We start from the raw sequence: 16,472 nt of genomic DNA on the forward strand, positions 1-16,472 counted from the left end.
GACGAGGCACCGCGCCGGCGCCGCGGCTTTTGGCTGTGCGGCGGCGATTCGCGCCGAATTATCTGCGCAGCCGCAATAAAGTTCAGTCATGGCAGCCGATGACCAGGGCACACCAACCCTGCATGTGCAGCACCGCGTCGATCCCGGCGCGCTGGCCCTGGCCACGGTAGGTGGGGCCGTCGCCTTCATCTTCGCCGGCGAGGACTGGGACATCCTGGCGGTCGTCATCGGTCTGATGCTGCTGCTGATCCTGCTCGCCCACCATCACGCCGCGCCGACCAACGGCAGCCCGCGCTCCTACCTGCTGCGCGGGGCCTTCGGCGCCACAACGGGTCTCGCGTTCAGCATCGCGGTGGCACCGGCCATCGAATACGGCATCGTCACCCCGTACTTCCACACCGAAGATGACGAGGGCTTCTCGATGGACGCGTGGAACACCACCGTCGCGCTGTCCGGGGTGTGGCTGGTCGCGGGAATTCTGCTCGCGGTGTTCGAGCCACGCATCGCACGCTGGCTGGACCGGGTGAAGTAGCGGCTTCAGCCGTCGAAGCGGGACCTGCCGTCGACAGCCTCGTGCAGGCAACGGTTCTCACGTGCGCTCAGCGCTCCACGGATGCGGTCGGCCAAGCGCGGGACAGTCACCGCGTCCAGGTCCGCCGGCTCGACGAGTACCACAGCCGCGACTTCCGGATCCGGACTACGTCGTGCGAGGTCCCCGGATGCGACCGACCCGCCGTCGTAGACGAACATGACCGAATCGCCGCGCTCGTCGCCGTCGTTCTGGTGTTCGACCGCGAGCAGCCGCCCGACCGCCACGTCGATTCCGAGTTCTTCTCGGCACTCCCGCGCGCATGCGGCCGGTGCGGACTCTCCGGCTTCGACCGCACCGCCCGGGATTTCGTAGAAGTCGCGGTAGGTCGTGTCAATCATCACGATGCGGCCGTCGTCGGTCGTGATGAGCGCGCCGGCGCCTTGGCGGACACGGGCTAGATGCGCGTAGTACCGATCGGCTGATACCTGCGAGTCGCCCATGACACCATCATGAGGGGTGGAATCGCACACCAGGTGCGGTCACCTCAATCGACGACAATCCAGACACCGGGGCAACGCATGAAGGAAATCGCAACCCGAAGGCGCAGCCAGCCCGCGCCGCCATGGGCCTTGTTCGAGGATCTGTGCGACCCTCACCGCCAACCGGCACGTCCCTGGCTCGAGGTGAAAGATGACGAGATCGCACCGACCGTCCTCGAAAGTGATCCGGCACGCCTGGTCGTCTGGTCGTCGCTGTGGCCCGAGCGCCCCGACGCGATCGTGCGGTTCGACCTCACGGCCACCGATGACGGCGGCACAGACCTGCGCTGGACCCTGTGCATGGACGAGCCCGAACCCGACACCGACCTGGTGAGCCGTATACGGCACCGTCTCGGCGAACTCATCAACGCCAATCTACGTTTCACCTACGGTCAGTGACCGTCGCTCAGTCTGTCGCGTTCACCCGGGCATCGTCTCGCCGGTCACTGCGTTGGACGAACCACCACAGCACCACACCGGCTGCCAGGATCGACCCGGCGATGCCGAGTTCGAGCACGCCGCCGTATCCCGTCACCGAGAACCCGGTCGCGCCGACCACCAGCATCACCGAGAGCAGAATCGCCAGACCGATCGACACCGGCACGAAGACCCGCGGAAGGCGGATCGGGCGCACCGCGTCGGGACGGTCCTTGCGCAACAGCGCGAAACCGGTCACCGCCAGCACGTGGGCCAGGATGTAGCCGAGGTTGCCGGTGACGATGATCGCCAGCGGCTGCTGAAGGACCACCAGCAGAACGATGTTGAGCACCAGCATCACGTTGAGTGCGCGGATGGGAACACCGCGGCGGTTGAGCTTGCCCATGGAGCGCACGGTGATGCCTTCCTTGCCCATGTTGAACAGGACCCGCGACGCGTCGGCTACAGATGTCAACATCACCAGCACCAGAGATGCGATCAGGCACAGCACCATGACGTCCGCACCTGCCCCGGTCAACTGCGAGAAGCTCGCCACGAAGAAGGTGGAGGGGTCCGCCGCGATCGCCTCTTCACCGGCGAATCCGCCGAGGGTCAGCGGAACGAGGAAGAACACTCCCAGGCAGAACAGCGCCGATGCCCGGATCGCCCGCGACGTGTCCCGGACCGGATCGCGGTACTCCGAGGCGAAGGTCGCGCAGACCTCGATACCCAGTGTGGTCCAGGCCATCACGTACAGCCAGACGATCGCGGTGTGCAGACCCTCCAGGCCGTGCAGGTTCCACGTCAGGTCCATCGGCGCCCAGTCGGCGTTGAAGAGCGGGAAGAAGATGAATACGGCCAGCGGGATCATCAGGATCGCCGCGGTCACATAGACGAAGGCCATGGTGACCCGCACGCCGATGACGTTGATGCCGTACAGCACGAAGATGACGATCAGTCCGATGAGGATCGGGAAGCTGAAGTGCAGCGGCCCCAGGTCATACGTCCACTCCTGGTCGGGGAACCACTGGGATTGCACCAGCAGGCCGGTGAACGAGCCGTAGGTCGCCAGGTTGGACCCCCACGGCAGCCAGTATCCGACGCCGGCCAGGGGCGCGAACCAGGGCACCCGCTTCTTCCATGCCTCGGCCGCGTAGCCCGAGATGCCTCCCGAGGCGTTGGGGAACATCGCCGCCAACTCGATGTAGATCCAGTTGACCGCCAACGAGATCGCCATCGAGATGGCCCACAGCACCGCGGCGCCCCAGCCGCCGAGCCCGGCGATCGAGGCGCCCAGGGTGGCTACCAGCGCGGCGGGCATCGTCATCGCCATCGCGAAACCGTCGAACCAGCGCATCTTGCGCGGCAGCACCTCGTCCACCGAATGCAGCTCTGCTGCTTCCCTATTGGTTGTCATAGGTGTGTTCCTCCAGTGCGTGGGGTCGTGGATCCGAAAGGCCGGCGGCGTCCTCTTGGGAGGAGGGGCCGCGCGTGTTGTTCACACGTTAAGGCTTCGACGTCAATGTCGCAGCGCTTCTTGAATTATTGTGGCGCAACATCTTTCGAGCTGTCGAGCAGCACTCGTCACCGACCTGGCCACAGCTGCGCCAGAACGGTCTCGGAGAAGTGATATTCAGGACGGTCGGAACGAACTGTGCGCCACCCGCGGCGCGTGCTTGACCATGATGTGCCGGGCGACCGTGTATTCGGCGACCGCGGCCTGACTCATGTCCTTGCCGAAACCACTTGCCTTGACGCCGCCGTGTGGCGCCTCGGAGGCGATCGGCAGGTGGTCGTTGACCCATGTCACACCGGCCTCGATCGAATGCGCGGTGCGCAGTGCGCGTGCCACATCCGAGGTCCACACCGAGGACGCCAGGCCGTACCGGCAGTCGTTGGCCAGCCGGATCGCTTCTGCCTCATCGCCGAACGGCAACACCACCAGGACCGGCCCGAAGACCTCGTCCTGCACGATCTCGGCGGACTGCTCCGCTCCGGTGATCAGCGTCGGCGGATAATACGCGCCGGGGCCTTCCGGCAGCACACCTCCGGTACGCACCGTGGCGCCGGCCTCGACGGCACGTTCGACGAAACCGTGAACCCGCGCCCGGTGCTCGACACTGATCAGCGGGCCGATGTCGGTGGACGCTTTGTGCGGGTCGCCGACGCGGATGGCACCGAAAGCCACCGTGAGACGTTCGATGAGATCGTCGATGATCGATTCGTGCGCATACACGCGGGTCGCCGCGGTGCAGTCCTGCCCCGAGTTGTAGGTCGCGCCCATCGCGATACCGTGCGCCGCGTCGTCGAGGTGAGCATCCTCGAACACCAGACATGGTGCCTTGCCGCCGAGCTCGAGATGAACCCGGGCGCCGCGGACCGATGCGGTCGACATGACCTGACGACCGGCACGTGTCGATCCGGTGATCGAGACGAGCTGTATCCGCTCATCGGCGACCAGGGCCGCACCGACGGCCTGATCACCGGTCACCACCTCCAGCACCCCTGGTGGAACACCCGCCTCGATCGCGAGTTCAGCGATGTAGAGCGTGGTCGACGGGGTCGAGGGCGCCGGCTTGATGACGATGGTGTTGCCGGCGGCCAGCGCGGGCCCGATCTTCCACAGCCCCATGATCATCGGGAAGTTCCATGGCGCGATGCCGACGACGGGACCCACGGGCCGGCGCACGATCATCGACGTGTACCCCTCGCTGAGCAGGCCGGCACCGGTCTCCTCCAGGGAGCGGCCCGCCCCTGCGAAGAAGCGCAGATTGTCGGTGCCGAAAGGCAGCTCACCGTCGCGGAAAACCGACTCAGGCTTGCCCGTTTCGGCGACCTCCAGTGCGGTGAGCTCGGCAGCATGGGCGTCGATCAGGTCGGCCCAGCGCAGCAGCACCCGCGCGCGCTCGCCGGCAGTCCGGCGCGACCACCCTGGGAAGGCTTCGGCCGCGGCCGTGACGGCGCACTCGGCGTCCTGGATCGACGCCTCGGAGATCGTCGTCGTGGGCTCCCCTGTCGACGGGTCGACCAGAGTGCGTTCGCCGCCGGAGCCGGCGATCCGTTCACCCCGATGGAACAGTCCTGCGGTCATGCGCATACTCCTGTCAACTGTTGAAGCCCACACCGAAGCGGTCCAGGGTGCGCAGAAGCATTCCCCTGCGGCCTGTTTCGTCCTCACGGGCCAAGGCCGCACGGGTCATCTCGACCGCCGACCAGCGCAGCGGTTCGGGCGGGAACGGCACGGCGCTGCTGGTGACGGCCCGAAGGCTGGTGCGTTCGGTCGGCCGCCCGCCCAGCAGATCCAGGGCTACGCGCGCGCCGAAACGCGTCGATGCCACACCGAGGCCGGTGAAGCCGACCGCGTAGGCCAGGCGCCCGTTGAATGCTGTTCCGAAGATCGGCGTGAACCTGCTGGTGGTATCGATGACGCCACCCCAGCGGTGGGTGAACGGCAGGTCCTCAAGCTGAGGGAATGTTTCGCGAAAGTGCCGGGCCAGCAGTCGGTGTGACCGGTCGCGCTGTTCGAGTTCGGGGGCGACGGCGTTGCCGTAGTGGTAGATCGCGTCATAGCCGCCCCACACGATGCGGTCGTCGCGGGTGCGGCGGAAGTAGTGGAACTGGTTGCCGGCGTCGGTGAGTCCCTGGTTCTGCGTCCAGCCGATCGAGTCAAGCTGACCGGCGGTCAGCGGTGCCGTCGCGAGCACGTAGTCGTAGACGGGAAGAATCCAGGACTTCAGCCGCCGCAACAACGGCGGATAGGCGTTGGTGGCGAGCACGATGTGTGACGTGTCGACCTCGCCGTATGTGCTGCGCACGGTGAGGTTGCCACCGGTCCGGGTGATCCCGGTGGCCGGCGACCGTTCGAAGATGACGGCACCCAATTCCTCTGCCAAGCGGCGTAATCCGAGCACCAGCGCCATCGGGTCGACCAGGCCGCCGCGGTGGATCCGCAGCCCGCCGTGGAAGGCGGTCGAGTGGATGTCGGCACGGACCTGCTCACGGTCGAGGAACTCGACGTCCTCGCCGTGGCGGGCATAGCTCGGCACGGCGTTGCGCAGCGCCTCGACTTCGTGCGCAGTTCTGGCCAGCGTCGTTTTGCCGACCAAGCGCAGATCGGCATCGATCTCGTTGCGCTGCAGGATATCTGCGATCTGCTCGACGTTCTGCCGGCCTTGGCGCTGCAACTCGTCGAGTTCGTCGGGCCACATCGCCTGGCCGTGGGCGATGCCGTGCGTGAGCGACTCGGAGACGAAGCCACCGTTGCGCCCCGATGCCGCCGCACCCACCCACGCTTGTTCGAGCACGACCACCCGGCGGCCCGGGTCCGCGGTGAGCGCTTCGATCGCCGCCCACAGACCGGTATATCCGCCGCCCACGACCACCAGGTCCGCGCTGACACGCCCGCGTAACGGCTGCGTCTGCGGTTCGGTGTGCACGCCGTCCCACCACACGGGCCGTGGTTCTGCGTCACGTAACTCGTCGGTGGTTCTCACGTCCTGCTCCGTTGTCGATCGGTGACCGCCATCGTTGATTCGGTCGATGGCAGGACGATAGTTGCACTGTCGTTCAGAGAACACAACACCAAAAACTGCATGTCAATGTGGTTACTTATGTAAAACCTGAGTTTCTCTTCAAGAAATGCTTCCGCTATGGCAGCCTGTCTGGCACGGTGACTCATGACAGACGAGTAGGAGGGACCCCGTGGCGGTCAGCCGCACCGAACGACGCGCCAACCTGCTGCACGCCGCACAACGGGCGGTGATGAAACACGGCGCGGACGTCCAGCTCAATCAGGTCGCGGCCGAGGCCGGGCTCACCTCGGGCGCCGTCCTGTACCACTTTCCCGACGTGCAGACGCTCCTCGTGGAGGCCAACAGGGCGGGCATGGAGCGGTTTTACGATGACCGCCTCCGCCGCATCGAGGGCATCGCCGAACCCGACCGCCGTCTGGTGCTCACCATCGAGTCCGGTCTGCCGGTCGACTCCGATGACCCGGCAGTCAAACTGCTCTGCGAGCTCGGCGGGGCCGCCGGCCGGTACCCGACCTACGCGGTGTTGCTCACCGCGCTCTTCGACCGCCAGGTGGCGATGTACCAGGTCATCCTGGAATCGGGTGCCGCCCGGGGCGTCTTCACGTTGACGTCACCGTCGCTGACCATCGCGCGCAACATCGTGGCGCTGGAAGACGCCTATGGATACCGCATGGTGGCCCGCCATCCGAGTCTGGATGCCGACGCGTCCACCGAACTGATTCTCGATTACGCGCGGGTGGCTACCGGCCATCCCCTACCCCGCTGCGCTGACGGCGAAAGGACCGAATGATGTCCCAGGCGTTGACCATAATGTTCTGGCCGGAGTCCGCCTACGGACCCACCAATCAATGCATCGGCGTCGCAGCCAAGCTCCGCGACCGCGGCCACACCATCGTCTTCGCCGCCGAATCCTCGTGGGCGGGAAAGATCGCCAAGTACGGGTTCATCGAGGAACTCGTCGATCTGGCCGCTCCTGTCGAGGGCGCCGAAGACGGTGACGCGGGCCAGTTCTGGACCGACTTCATCGCCGAGACGGCCCCCGAATTCGCCAAGCCGACCCTCGACCAGCTGGAGACCTTCATCGGTCCCACCTACCAGGCGCTCATCGACGGCGCCAAGTACTGCGAACCACGCCTACGCGAGATCATCGACAAGCACCAACCCGATGTGATCGTCGAAGACAACGTGGTGCTGTTTCCGGCGCTGTCCACCGCGGGTAAGCCGTTCGTGCGGTTCATCTCCTGCAGCCCGCTGGAAGTGCCCGGACCTGATGTCCCGCCGCCTTTTTCGGGTCTGCCCAGTGACGACAGATCCGAATGGCCGGGATATCGTGCCGAATTGGACCGCGCGTTGCGGCCGCTGTGGGAAGACTTCGACGCCTGGGTACGCGAACAGGGTGGGGCGCCGTTACCCGATCTGGAGTTCATGCCGCGCGACAACGCGGCCACCATCTACATCTATCCGGCCGAGGCGGACTACGTCGACAGGCGGCCGTTGGACGCATCGTGGACGCGAGTGGATTCCAGCATCCGCGAGACCGACGAGGACTACGAACTGCCCGCCGCCATGGCCGACCGCCCGGAGGAAAGCGCACTGCTCTATCTGTCGCTGGGTTCGCTCGGCGCGGCTGACGTGTCGCTGATGCAGCGGCTGGTCGACATCCTCGGGACCACCCGGCACCGCTTCATCGTCAGCAAGGGCCCGCAGTCGGACAAGATCACGCTGGCCGACAACATGGTCGGAGCGCAGATGCTGCCGCAGACCAGGATCATCCCCCTCGTGGATGCGGTGATCTCGCACGGCGGCAACAACACCACCACCGAGGCCCTGCATTTCGGGAAGCCGCTGATCGTGCTGCCGCTGTTCTGGGATCAGTACGAAAATGCCCAGCGCATCGACGAATTGAAGCTGGGCGTGCGGTTGGACACCTACCATTTCGCCGATGCCGAACTGACCGCCGCCGTGGACACGATCCTGGCCGATCAGGAACTGCGCGACCGGGTGTCCAAGATCGGTGCGGCTGTCCGCGCACGCGATGGCCTCAGCGTGGCCGCCGACGTCATCGAACGCACCGGTTTGTCGCACCAGACGGCCAGCGGCTGACCCGTGTTGCCCGACGGGTCAATGGATCCCACCGATCTCCTCGCGCTCGACGATGGCCACGCGCTGGCCATCGTCGATCACGACGGGACGTTGTCGGCTGTTCCCGTGGTCTGGGCATCCGGTGGCTGGCAGCGCGCGACGGCGGGCGACGGCACCGCCGACGCGCTGTTGCGCCTGCTCGCCCAGGCCCCCGGCACTTCGTCGCACGGCCGGTTCTCCGTGGTGTCATGGACCGAGCGGTACCGGCCGGGCACCGAACGTCCGGTCACCGTCGACCAGACCAACGAGTCGGTCATCGTCGGCGAGCTGGCCGTGGTGAAGTGGGCGACCCATCTGCAGCCCGGGCCGCATCCCGCGCCGGGCAGGCTCGCGGCCCTCACTGCCGCCGGGTTCACATCCATGCCGACCCCGTGGGGTGTGGTCACCTGGACACCGCAGGGTGGCGACGAAACCCTGGTCGCCACGGTGAACGGCTACCTTCCGGGTGCCGTCGACGGCTGGACCTGGGCGAAGGATCTGTTCATCGCCGCGGCCACCAGCGGCGATCTCGGTGTCGTCACCGAAACCTGCGGCGCCCTGGGAATCGTGGTCGCCGACATGCACGCGGCGCTGGGCAGCACATCGACCCGGTCGACGTCCGAGGACGCGACACGTTGGCGCGACAGCGCTTTCGACACCTTGGCCCAGGCACGCCTGCTCGCCGGTCCGGCCAACGCCGTGCTGCTCACCGAGCGCGCCGACGATATCGAGCGCATCCTGGACGGACTGTCCGGACTGGTGGATGTGCCGGTGCTCGATGCACACGGTGACCTGCACGTCGGTCAGGTGTTGCGCGCCGACGATCGGCTGTTCATCACCGATTTCGACGGCAATCCGGTGCTCCCGCCTGCCGAACGCGTCCTACCCGTACCGGCCGCCGTCGATCTTGCCGGCATCCTGCAGTCGCTGTCCCACGTCGCCATCGTCGCCGTCAAACGCTCCGATCTCGGTGCGGACACCCTCGCCGAGGTCGACGCGGTGTCGCGGGCGGCGTTGTACGACGCGTACCTCGGCAGGTTGACCCACCGGGGCAATACCGACCTGCACATCGATAACGCCCTCGGCGCCTTCCGCCTGCAACAGGTGCTGCGTGAGATCGTCTACGCGGGCCGTCACCTACCGCGCTGGATGTACGTCCCGGACGCGGCGCTGCCCGCCCTACTCAACGAAACGAGCCGATGAAACCCGACGGATTCGCCACCGATCTCGCCCGCAAGCCCGACGTGCTGACCAATCTGGCCGGTGCACTGGCGACACGGAACCCGTGGGCGCACACCGTTCCCGCCGATGTCGAACGCGTCGTCTTGCTGGGCATGGGCTCCTCGGCCTACGCCGGCGGCATCGCCGCCGCGCGGCTGCGGGCCCGCGGCATCTGCGCGGTGTCCGAGATCGCGTCCTCGGAGTTGCTGCCCCGATGGGGGCCGGGCACCCTCGTGGTGGCCACCTCGGCGACCGGCGGATCGGTCGAGACGCTCGATGCTCTGGAACGCCTCGATGGTTCGGCGCATACCGTGGCGCTGACCAACACACCCGGGTCCACCATCACCACCCGCTGCGCCGACACCGTCGAGTTGTTGGCCGAACCCGAAGTGGGCGGCGTGGCCTGCCGCAGCTACCAGCACACCCTGGCGATGTTGATGGCGCTCGAATGTCAACTGACCGGGACCTCCACCGCCGACCTGATCGCGGCCGTGGAGTCGGCGGCGCACGCGAGTGAGTGGCTGCTGGCCGCCGAAAGCGATTGGCGTCCCCAGGTTTCGGAATCGCTGCTCGGAGAGGCGGAGACACATCTGGTGGCCCCGGCACATCGTTTCTCCTCTGCCCAGCAGGGTGCGTTGATGCTCCGGGAGGGACCGCGGCGCTCAGCGATCGGGTGCGAGACCGGCGACTGGAGTCATGTCGACGTGTACCGCACCAAGAACAGCGATCTGCGGATGCTGGTGTTCGCCGGGTCGAAGTGGGAAGCCCAGATGGCCGAATGGACCGGCCCGCGCGGTACGACGGTGGTCGGGGTGGGTGGCGATGTGCCCACCGCCACCCATACGGTGCGTTACCCGGGGGACGACGTCGACGATGTCCGGTTGTTGACCGAGCCGCTCATTCCGGAACTGGTCGCGGCTCGGGACTGGCAGGCGGCGAACGGGGACTCCGCGGGGCCGGGTGACGGGTAGGTCAGGCGGATGCGACACACTGCTCAAGGTGAGTCTCAACTTCCGGCGCGGTAAGCCGTCGGGTCCGGAACCGCTGGTCGACGTACCGGAATGGTTCAACACCGCCCTTGCTGTGCGGCCGGAACACTCCATGGTCGACGTCCGCGGGTGCCGCATCCAGCTGCGGCTGTGGGGCGATACCGATAGGCCACCGCTGGTGCTCGTCCACGGCGGCGGCGCGCACTCGGGATGGTGGGATCACATCGCTCCCCTGCTCACCCCCACCCACCGGGTCGTCGCTCTCGACCTGAGCGGGCACGGTGACAGCGGCACACGTCCGGAATACTCCATGTCGATGTGGGCGCGCGAGGTTCTCGCCGCGGCGGAGGCCTCCGGATCGTCGGCCCGGCCCGCCGTCGTCGGTCACAGCATGGGCGGATGGGTCGGCGCGGCGGCCGCCACCCGCTACGGGCAGCAGATCGACAGCGTGCTGGTCATCGATTCACCGCTGCGTGACCGCATTCCCGAGGAATCGCGGTTGGCCACCCGTCGCCGAGACACTCCCGGATACCGCACCGAGGCAGAAATCCTGGCCCGCTTCCGAGCGGTGCCCACGCAACCGGTGACACTGCCCTTCATCGAACGCCATATCGCCGCGCAGTCCGTCCGCAAGGCCGACAGCGGGTGGGTATGGAAGTTCGACCCCGAGATCTTCGGCGGGCTACGGCTTGAAGAGACGTCGGCAGACGAGGAGATCCTGGAGAATGTCTTCGCCCGAATTCCCTGCCGGATAGGGTATTTGCGGTGTGAGAACGGCCTGGTGCCACCGCCGATGGCCGACCAGATTCGTTCCCTGCTGCAGCTGCGGGGTCCATTCGTCGAACTCGCCGAGGCCGGGCACCACCCGATGCTGGACCAACCGCTCCCTTTGGTGGCGACAATCCGAACCCTGCTCGAGTTCTGGTCCATCACGTAGATCAGCGGCGGGCAGTCTGGTTCAGTCCGTGGCGAAGTGGCGGCGGCTCTGCCACCATCTGGAACCTGACTTCTGTGGCGGCCGCCTGGGCGAATCCGAGCCGGCGGTACAGGCGGTAGGCAGAAGTGTTGACGCGCAACACATTGAGACATACGCGCTTGCCGTCGGCGAAGGCTTCGTCCAGAAGGCTGCGCACGATCTGTGTGCCGATGCCGCGTCCTTGATGAGACGGGGCGATCTCGATCAGGCCCAGGTAGACCCCCTGCGGTCGCCGTTCCACCTTCAGCCGTCCGGCATCGGTCCCCTCGACGACGATGACCTGGGTGGTGTCGTAGTCGATCGTGCGCTGCAGGTAGGTGCGTTGAACCTCGTCGTCCCATCCCCAGACCTGCTCGACATAGGGACCCAGGGTGTCCTTGTGCAACTGGAAGAAGAACGCGAAGTCATCGGCGGTGGCCGGCCGGAAATCGGTGTGGTGCATCGGTTACAGCCGCCGCACATCGAGGGCCGTCTCCACCGCCACACCGTCGCGGGCTTCGACGAAGTAGGCGCCGGCACAGTCATTCTCGGCCACGGCCTCGACGAATGCTGTTCCCCGATAGAGGATTCCGGCGCCGTCGTCGGTGGCGTAGGCAGCCCGGAGCACCCCTTCGCCGACCAGGGAATGCAGCAGTGGGCGGCGCTGGGGCTCCGAGTCGTAGTGCACGCCGTTGGCATAGGGCACAAAACCCAGACCGTCGGTGATCGGACGCAACTGCGGCCCGAACGAATCGGTGGTGCCACCGGCATGCCAGCAGATAGAACCGGCCGAGATCCCGGTCAAGACCACCCCCGCCTGCCACGCCGCGTGCATCGCGGCGTCGACCCCGTGGAGGCGCCACATCGCCAGCAGACCGGCGACGCTGCCACCGAACACCCACACCACGTCCTGATCGAGCAGGTGCGCGGTGACATCCTCGACCGTCGGCATCGGGAACAGCGATACGTGCGACGCCGAGAAGCCTCTGCTCTGCGCGGCCTCGGTCAGGTAATGCAGCACCGTCTTGTCATCGCCCATTGCGGTGGCAAGAAAGCAGATCCGCGGTGCGCGGCCGGTCACCCCGGCCAGTTCGACGGCGAGGTCGGTCAATGCGGTGAAGGCGAGCCGGGTGCGCAGTCCAGGACCGATACCTCCACTGGTGGCCAGGATGGTCGGTGCGTCTGCGGGCATGGTGCGACGGTAGGCGCGGAATCCGGTCGGATCAACCCACTTATCGACTCGTCGCGGACCGATTGGCTGCCACCCACGCTGACAGCCTCGGCCTAGGCGAAGACGTCCAGAGAGCCGACGGTGCCACGGTTGTCCTTGATCCGCTCAACCAGCCACCAACGTCCGTCGCGGCGTTCCCACCGGTCGTGATAGTCGCCGAGAGTGTGGAACGTCAGGTCCGGGTTGCTATGCGACAGGTGCAGGTCTCGTACGTAGGCCCTACTGGTGGCGTGATCCCCGTCCACGTCGATGAGGATGTTGGCGAGCAGGTGCTGGGTGACCCCGCAATTGTCCATGAATCCTCGGATCATCTCGATGATCGCCGCGCGTCCGTCGAGTCGTCCGGTGCCGAAGTCGCCGACGGCGTCGAACGCCAGTATCTGGTTTATCGCGTCCCAGTCGCGTTCATCCATGGCACGAGCGACTTCGATCAGAGCCCGCTCGATACACCGCTCGTCGATGATCCGGCTGATGGCCTCGCGTGTCACGGCGCACTTCCCTTCGGTGGGCTGAGGTCGTCGTCGTACGCAATGACCTCACACGATTCTGAGTCGGGGCTCGACAAGCGTTGTTGCGGCGTTCCGTTCACCGAGATACCAGTTCGCCGGCGGAATGGTCCGCTCGTACAGTGCCATCGGGTAGGGCCAGAGCCTCGGACTGATCACGGCTGACATCCATACCCCCTCAGGGACACCCGCCGACTGTCGGGCCGTCGGCGGATTTCGAAACGGGGAGTGCTTTTGCCGACTCAACTCGAGTCTCAGTACGACCAGCCGACCCACGCCGTGATCGCGATTGCACCCAGGCGGCTCCAGCGCCGGTCGAGAATCATCTCGGCCGCAAGGGCTTTGGCCACCAGTGGACACGCGGCGGTGCAGATTCGCAATGTGGCTGCACGTGCCGGGGTATCGGCGAGTACGGTGTACCGGTACTTCGCGTCGAAAGACGATCTCCTCGTGGCATGTCTGCACCAATGGCTACTTGAGATCTCTTCGCGGCACGGCGACCTCGGGCTGTTGACCGGTCCGATCGAACGGGTGCTGGTTGTCGTCGAGAAGACGACGCGCGAGCTGTGCGCTCAACCAGTGCTTGCAGACGCTGCCGTTCGCGCCTATCTCTATGCGAATGGCGATGCTGCGGAGAACGCGGCTCTATGCCGAAATACATTGGCCAGCATATTCATCAATGCCCTCGGTGCCACTCGTGACGAGCATAGCGGGTTGCTCGTCGACCTGATCGCGGATGTGTGGGCTACCAATGTTCCGGCCATCATCCAGCAGCGCAGTTCTGTAGGGGATCTGCTCGAGCGCCTGGAGCGCGCCATGGTGGCTATCAATCTTGGCTGACGCTGCACTCGGCCCGCCGAAAGTCAGGCGTTCTGCGCCTCTTGTTCGCGTTTGATTTCCAGGGCGATGTCGATGAGCTGATCTTCCTGGCCGCCGATGAGCTTGCGCTGCCCGGCCCGGTGCAGCAGCTGATGCGCCGGGACGCCGTAGCGCTCGGACTGGCGGATGGCGTGCTTGAGGAAACTGGAGTACACCCCGGAGTAACCCATGATCAGGGCGTTACGGTCGAGCAGGCATTCGGCAGGCATGGCCGGGCGGACCACATCCTCGGCGGCATCGGCGATCTCGAAGAAATCGATACCGGTCTTCACGCCGATCTTGTCGAAGACACCGATCATGGCCTCCACGGGTGCGTTGCCCGCACCGGCGCCGAAGCGGCGGGNTCGAAGAAATCGATACCGGTCTTCACGCCGATCTTGTCGAAGACACCGATCATGGCCTCCACGGGTGCGTTGCCCGCACCGGCGCCGAAGCGGCGGGTGCTGCCATCGATCTGCTTGGCCCCGGCGCGCACGGCCTCGATGCTGTTGGCCACCCCGAGCCCGAGATTCTCATGCCCGTGAAAGCCGACCTGGGCGTCCTCGCCGAGTTCGGCGACCAGCGCGGCCACCCGGTCGGCGACCTGGTCGAGCACCAACGCTCCCGCGGAATCGACCACATACACGCACTGGCAGCCGGCATCGGCCATGATGCGGGCCTGGGCGGCCAGCTTCTCCGGGCTGATGGTGTGGCTCATCATCAAAAACCCGACCGTCTCCAACCCGAGTTCGCGGGCCAGCCCGAAGTGCTGGATGGAGACATCGGCCTCGGTGCAGTGCGTGGCGATCCGGCAGATCTCACCACCATTGTTCTGCGCCTCCTTGATGTCCTCCTTGGTGCCCACACCCGGCAGCATCAAAAAGGCGATCTTGGCGTTCGTGGCGGTCTGGGCCGCCAGCTTGATCAGTTCCTGCTCAGGGGTTTTGGAGAACCCGTAGTTGAAGCTCGAGCCGCCCAGCCCGTCRCCGTGGGTGACCTCGATGACCGGCACCCCGGCCGCATCGAGTGCGGCCACGATGGAGCGCACCTCGTCCGCGCTGAACTGGTGGCGCTTGTGATGGGACCCGTCGCGCAGCGACGTGTCGGTCATCCGGACATCCCACACCGGGTTGAAGAAAATCTCGCCTGTGCCACTCATGCCTGTGCTCCTGCGCTCGTCGCCGAGACACGTTCCTTGGCGATTTCCTCGCCGACCTTGGTGGCCGCCGCGGTCATGATGTCCAGGTTCCCGGCATAGGGGGGCAGGTAATCACCGGCGCCCTCGACCTCCACGAACGTGGTGACCAGATGATTGCCGCCGTTGAACACCGTGGGCTCATCGAACTGCGGCTCATTGAGCAGCCGGTAGCCGGGCACATAGGCTGCCGAGACACGTTCCTTGGCGATTTCCTCGCCGACCTTGGTGGCCGCCGCGGTCATGATGTCCAGGTTCCCGGCATAGGGGGGCAGGTAATCACCGGCGCCCTCCACCTCCACGAACGTGGTGACCAGATGATTGCCGCCGTTGAACACCGTGGGCTCATCGAACTGCGGCTCATTGAGCAGCCGGTAGCCGGGCACATAGGTCTGCACGTCGGCGACGACCTCCTTGATCGACGCGGTGATCGCGTCGTGGTCGGCGTCCTCGGGGATCGCGCAGAAAATGGTGTCGCGCATGATCATCGGCGGCTCCGCCGGGTTCARRATGATGATCGCCTTACCGCTACGCGCSCCWCCGATGTGCTGCACACCGGCACTGGTGGTCTTGGTGAACTCATCGATATTGGCCCGCGTCCCCGGACCCGCCGACGCCGAGGACACCGACGCCACGATCTCGGCATAGGACACATCCACCACGCGGCTCACGGCGTAGACCATCGGGATGGTCGCCTGCCCACCACAGGTCACCATGTTCACGTTCGGCGCATCCAGATGCGCGCGCAGGTTCGCCGGCGGRATCACCCCCGGCCCCACCGCRGCCGGGGTCAGATCGATCGCGGTGATCCCGGCCGCCTCATAGCGCGGYGCGGCATCRCGGTGCACATAGGCACTGGTCGCCTCGAAGACGATGTCGGGCTTCTCATTCTGCGCCAGCAGCCAGTCCACGCCCCCATGACTGGTCTCCAGCCCGAGCTTGCGGGCCCGGGCCAGACCCTCAGASKCCGGGTCGATMCCGATCATCCAGCGCGGCTCCAACCAGTCYGACCGCAACARCTTGTACAGCAGGTCGGTGCTGATATTGCCCGACCCCACAATCGCGACACTCAACTTCTCAGCCATATACGGCTCCTATTCGAAAGAAAGACGAACTGAACCTAGCCCGTCGAAATCTGCTACGAAATCGTCACCGGGACGAGCATCTATCGCACGCATGCACGCACCCGGCAACACGATGTCACCCGCACGAAGACGCACCCCGAACTGATCRACCTTGCGSGCCAACCACGCCACCGAGGTCACCGGATTGCCCAGCACAGCGTCACTGCGGCCCTCGGCCACCACCTCGCCGTTGCGTTTAAGCACGGCGCTGATGTTTTTGATGTCAATGTCCTTGGGCGACACCCGCTCCGG

At 66.0% G+C, this 16,472-nt stretch carries 17 protein-coding genes and 2 pseudogenes; 8 read left to right on the forward strand and 11 right to left on the reverse strand.

The window, feature by feature from the left end; all coding sequences use genetic code 11:
• Positions 1–88: 88 nt before the first annotated feature.
• A complete protein-coding gene (locus ASE48_RS03170; RefSeq protein WP_057165513.1) occupies positions 89–532 on the forward strand; it encodes a hypothetical protein in 444 nt (147 codons plus the stop codon).
• A gap of 5 nt (positions 533–537) precedes the next feature.
• On the opposite strand, the gene ASE48_RS03175 is transcribed toward ASE48_RS03170, so the two are convergent.
• A complete protein-coding gene (locus ASE48_RS03175) occupies positions 538–1,032 on the reverse strand; it encodes an NUDIX domain-containing protein (RefSeq protein ID WP_057165514.1) in 495 nt (164 codons plus the stop codon).
• A gap of 78 nt (positions 1,033–1,110) precedes the next feature.
• On the opposite strand from ASE48_RS03175, the gene ASE48_RS03180 reads away from it, so the two are divergent.
• Complete coding sequence (locus tag ASE48_RS03180) at positions 1,111–1,470, forward strand: hypothetical protein (RefSeq protein ID WP_057165515.1); 360 nt, start codon at positions 1,111–1,113, stop codon at positions 1,468–1,470.
• A 7-nt stretch (positions 1,471–1,477) separates the two neighbouring features.
• Here the strand turns inward: ASE48_RS03180 and ASE48_RS03185 are convergent, their stop codons facing one another.
• From ASE48_RS03185 to ASE48_RS03195, 3 genes are all read right to left on the reverse strand, one after another.
• Entirely contained in the window at positions 1,478–2,905 is a 1,428-nt protein-coding gene (locus ASE48_RS03185; RefSeq protein ID WP_057165516.1) for an APC family permease, read from the reverse strand.
• Positions 2,906–3,121: 216 nt separating this feature from the next.
• Positions 3,122–4,579, reverse strand: coding sequence for an aminobutyraldehyde dehydrogenase (locus tag ASE48_RS03190; RefSeq protein WP_057165612.1), 1,458 nt, complete (start codon positions 4,577–4,579; stop codon positions 3,122–3,124).
• Positions 4,580–4,592: 13 nt separating this feature from the next.
• Positions 4,593–5,981 carry an NAD(P)/FAD-dependent oxidoreductase gene (locus tag ASE48_RS03195; protein WP_057165518.1) on the reverse strand — a complete coding sequence of 463 codons (1,389 nt, stop codon included), beginning with the start codon at positions 5,979–5,981 and terminating at the stop codon, positions 4,593–4,595.
• A gap of 208 nt (positions 5,982–6,189) precedes the next feature.
• On the opposite strand from ASE48_RS03195, the gene ASE48_RS03200 reads away from it, so the two are divergent.
• From ASE48_RS03200 to ASE48_RS03220, 5 genes are all read left to right on the forward strand, one after another.
• Positions 6,190–6,810, forward strand: coding sequence for a TetR/AcrR family transcriptional regulator (locus tag ASE48_RS03200; RefSeq protein WP_057165520.1), 621 nt, complete (start codon positions 6,190–6,192; stop codon positions 6,808–6,810).
• On the forward strand, positions 6,810–8,123 hold the full coding sequence (locus ASE48_RS03205) for a glycosyltransferase (protein WP_057165521.1): 1,314 nt from the start codon (positions 6,810–6,812) through the stop codon (positions 8,121–8,123). Before ASE48_RS03200 ends, ASE48_RS03205 begins: the two co-directional genes overlap by 1 nt.
• Before the next feature lie 21 nt (positions 8,124–8,144).
• Positions 8,145–9,344: a glucosamine kinase gene (locus tag ASE48_RS03210; RefSeq protein WP_057165523.1), complete on the forward strand. Its 1,200-nt coding sequence runs from the start codon at positions 8,145–8,147 to the stop codon at positions 9,342–9,344.
• Entirely contained in the window at positions 9,341–10,333 is a 993-nt protein-coding gene (locus tag ASE48_RS03215; RefSeq protein WP_057165524.1) for an SIS domain-containing protein, read from the forward strand. Before ASE48_RS03210 ends, ASE48_RS03215 begins: the two co-directional genes overlap by 4 nt.
• A gap of 130 nt (positions 10,334–10,463) precedes the next feature.
• The gene (locus ASE48_RS03220; protein ID WP_156409025.1) at positions 10,464–11,288 is read left to right on the forward strand and encodes an alpha/beta fold hydrolase; all 825 of its coding nucleotides are present in this window, start codon (positions 10,464–10,466) and stop codon (positions 11,286–11,288) included.
• A gap of 1 nt (position 11,289) precedes the next feature.
• On the opposite strand, the gene ASE48_RS03225 is transcribed toward ASE48_RS03220, so the two are convergent.
• The 3 genes from ASE48_RS03225 to ASE48_RS03235 form a co-directional block, all read right to left on the reverse strand.
• Positions 11,290–11,769 (reverse strand): GNAT family N-acetyltransferase, encoded by a 480-nt coding sequence (locus tag ASE48_RS03225; RefSeq protein ID WP_057165527.1) that lies wholly within the window; start codon positions 11,767–11,769, stop codon positions 11,290–11,292.
• Positions 11,770–11,772: 3 nt separating this feature from the next.
• Entirely contained in the window at positions 11,773–12,498 is a 726-nt protein-coding gene (locus tag ASE48_RS03230) for a peptidase E (protein WP_057165529.1), read from the reverse strand.
• A gap of 92 nt (positions 12,499–12,590) precedes the next feature.
• The gene (locus ASE48_RS03235) at positions 12,591–13,025 is read right to left on the reverse strand and encodes a nuclear transport factor 2 family protein (RefSeq protein ID WP_268766268.1); all 435 of its coding nucleotides are present in this window, start codon (positions 13,023–13,025) and stop codon (positions 12,591–12,593) included.
• 297 nt (positions 13,026–13,322) lie between these two features.
• Between ASE48_RS03235 and ASE48_RS03240 the strand changes: the two genes are divergently transcribed.
• Complete coding sequence (locus tag ASE48_RS03240) at positions 13,323–13,883, forward strand: TetR/AcrR family transcriptional regulator (protein WP_268766270.1); 561 nt, start codon at positions 13,323–13,325, stop codon at positions 13,881–13,883.
• Positions 13,884–13,906: 23 nt separating this feature from the next.
• Here ASE48_RS03240 and ASE48_RS33295 read toward each other — a convergent pair.
• The 4 genes and pseudogenes from ASE48_RS33295 to ASE48_RS03255 all read right to left on the reverse strand — a co-directional run.
• Positions 13,907–14,182: pseudogene (locus ASE48_RS33295) on the reverse strand (4-hydroxy-2-oxovalerate aldolase); the annotation flags it as partial.
• Between the two features lie 84 nt (positions 14,183–14,266).
• Positions 14,267–15,060: pseudogene (gene dmpG / locus ASE48_RS03245) on the reverse strand (4-hydroxy-2-oxovalerate aldolase); the annotation flags it as partial.
• Complete coding sequence (locus tag ASE48_RS03250) at positions 15,057–16,181, reverse strand: acetaldehyde dehydrogenase (acetylating) (protein ID WP_082613953.1); 1,125 nt, start codon at positions 16,179–16,181, stop codon at positions 15,057–15,059. The gene ASE48_RS03250 and the pseudogene dmpG, both read right to left, overlap by 4 nt.
• 9 nt (positions 16,182–16,190) lie before the next feature.
• The coding region (locus tag ASE48_RS03255) for a fumarylacetoacetate hydrolase family protein (protein WP_327049638.1) at positions 16,191–16,472 on the reverse strand (282 nt) is incomplete at its 5' end.

The organism is Mycobacterium sp. Root265 (genome assembly GCF_001428895.1).
In the GTDB taxonomy this organism is placed as follows: Bacteria; Actinomycetota; Actinomycetes; order Mycobacteriales; family Mycobacteriaceae; genus Mycobacterium.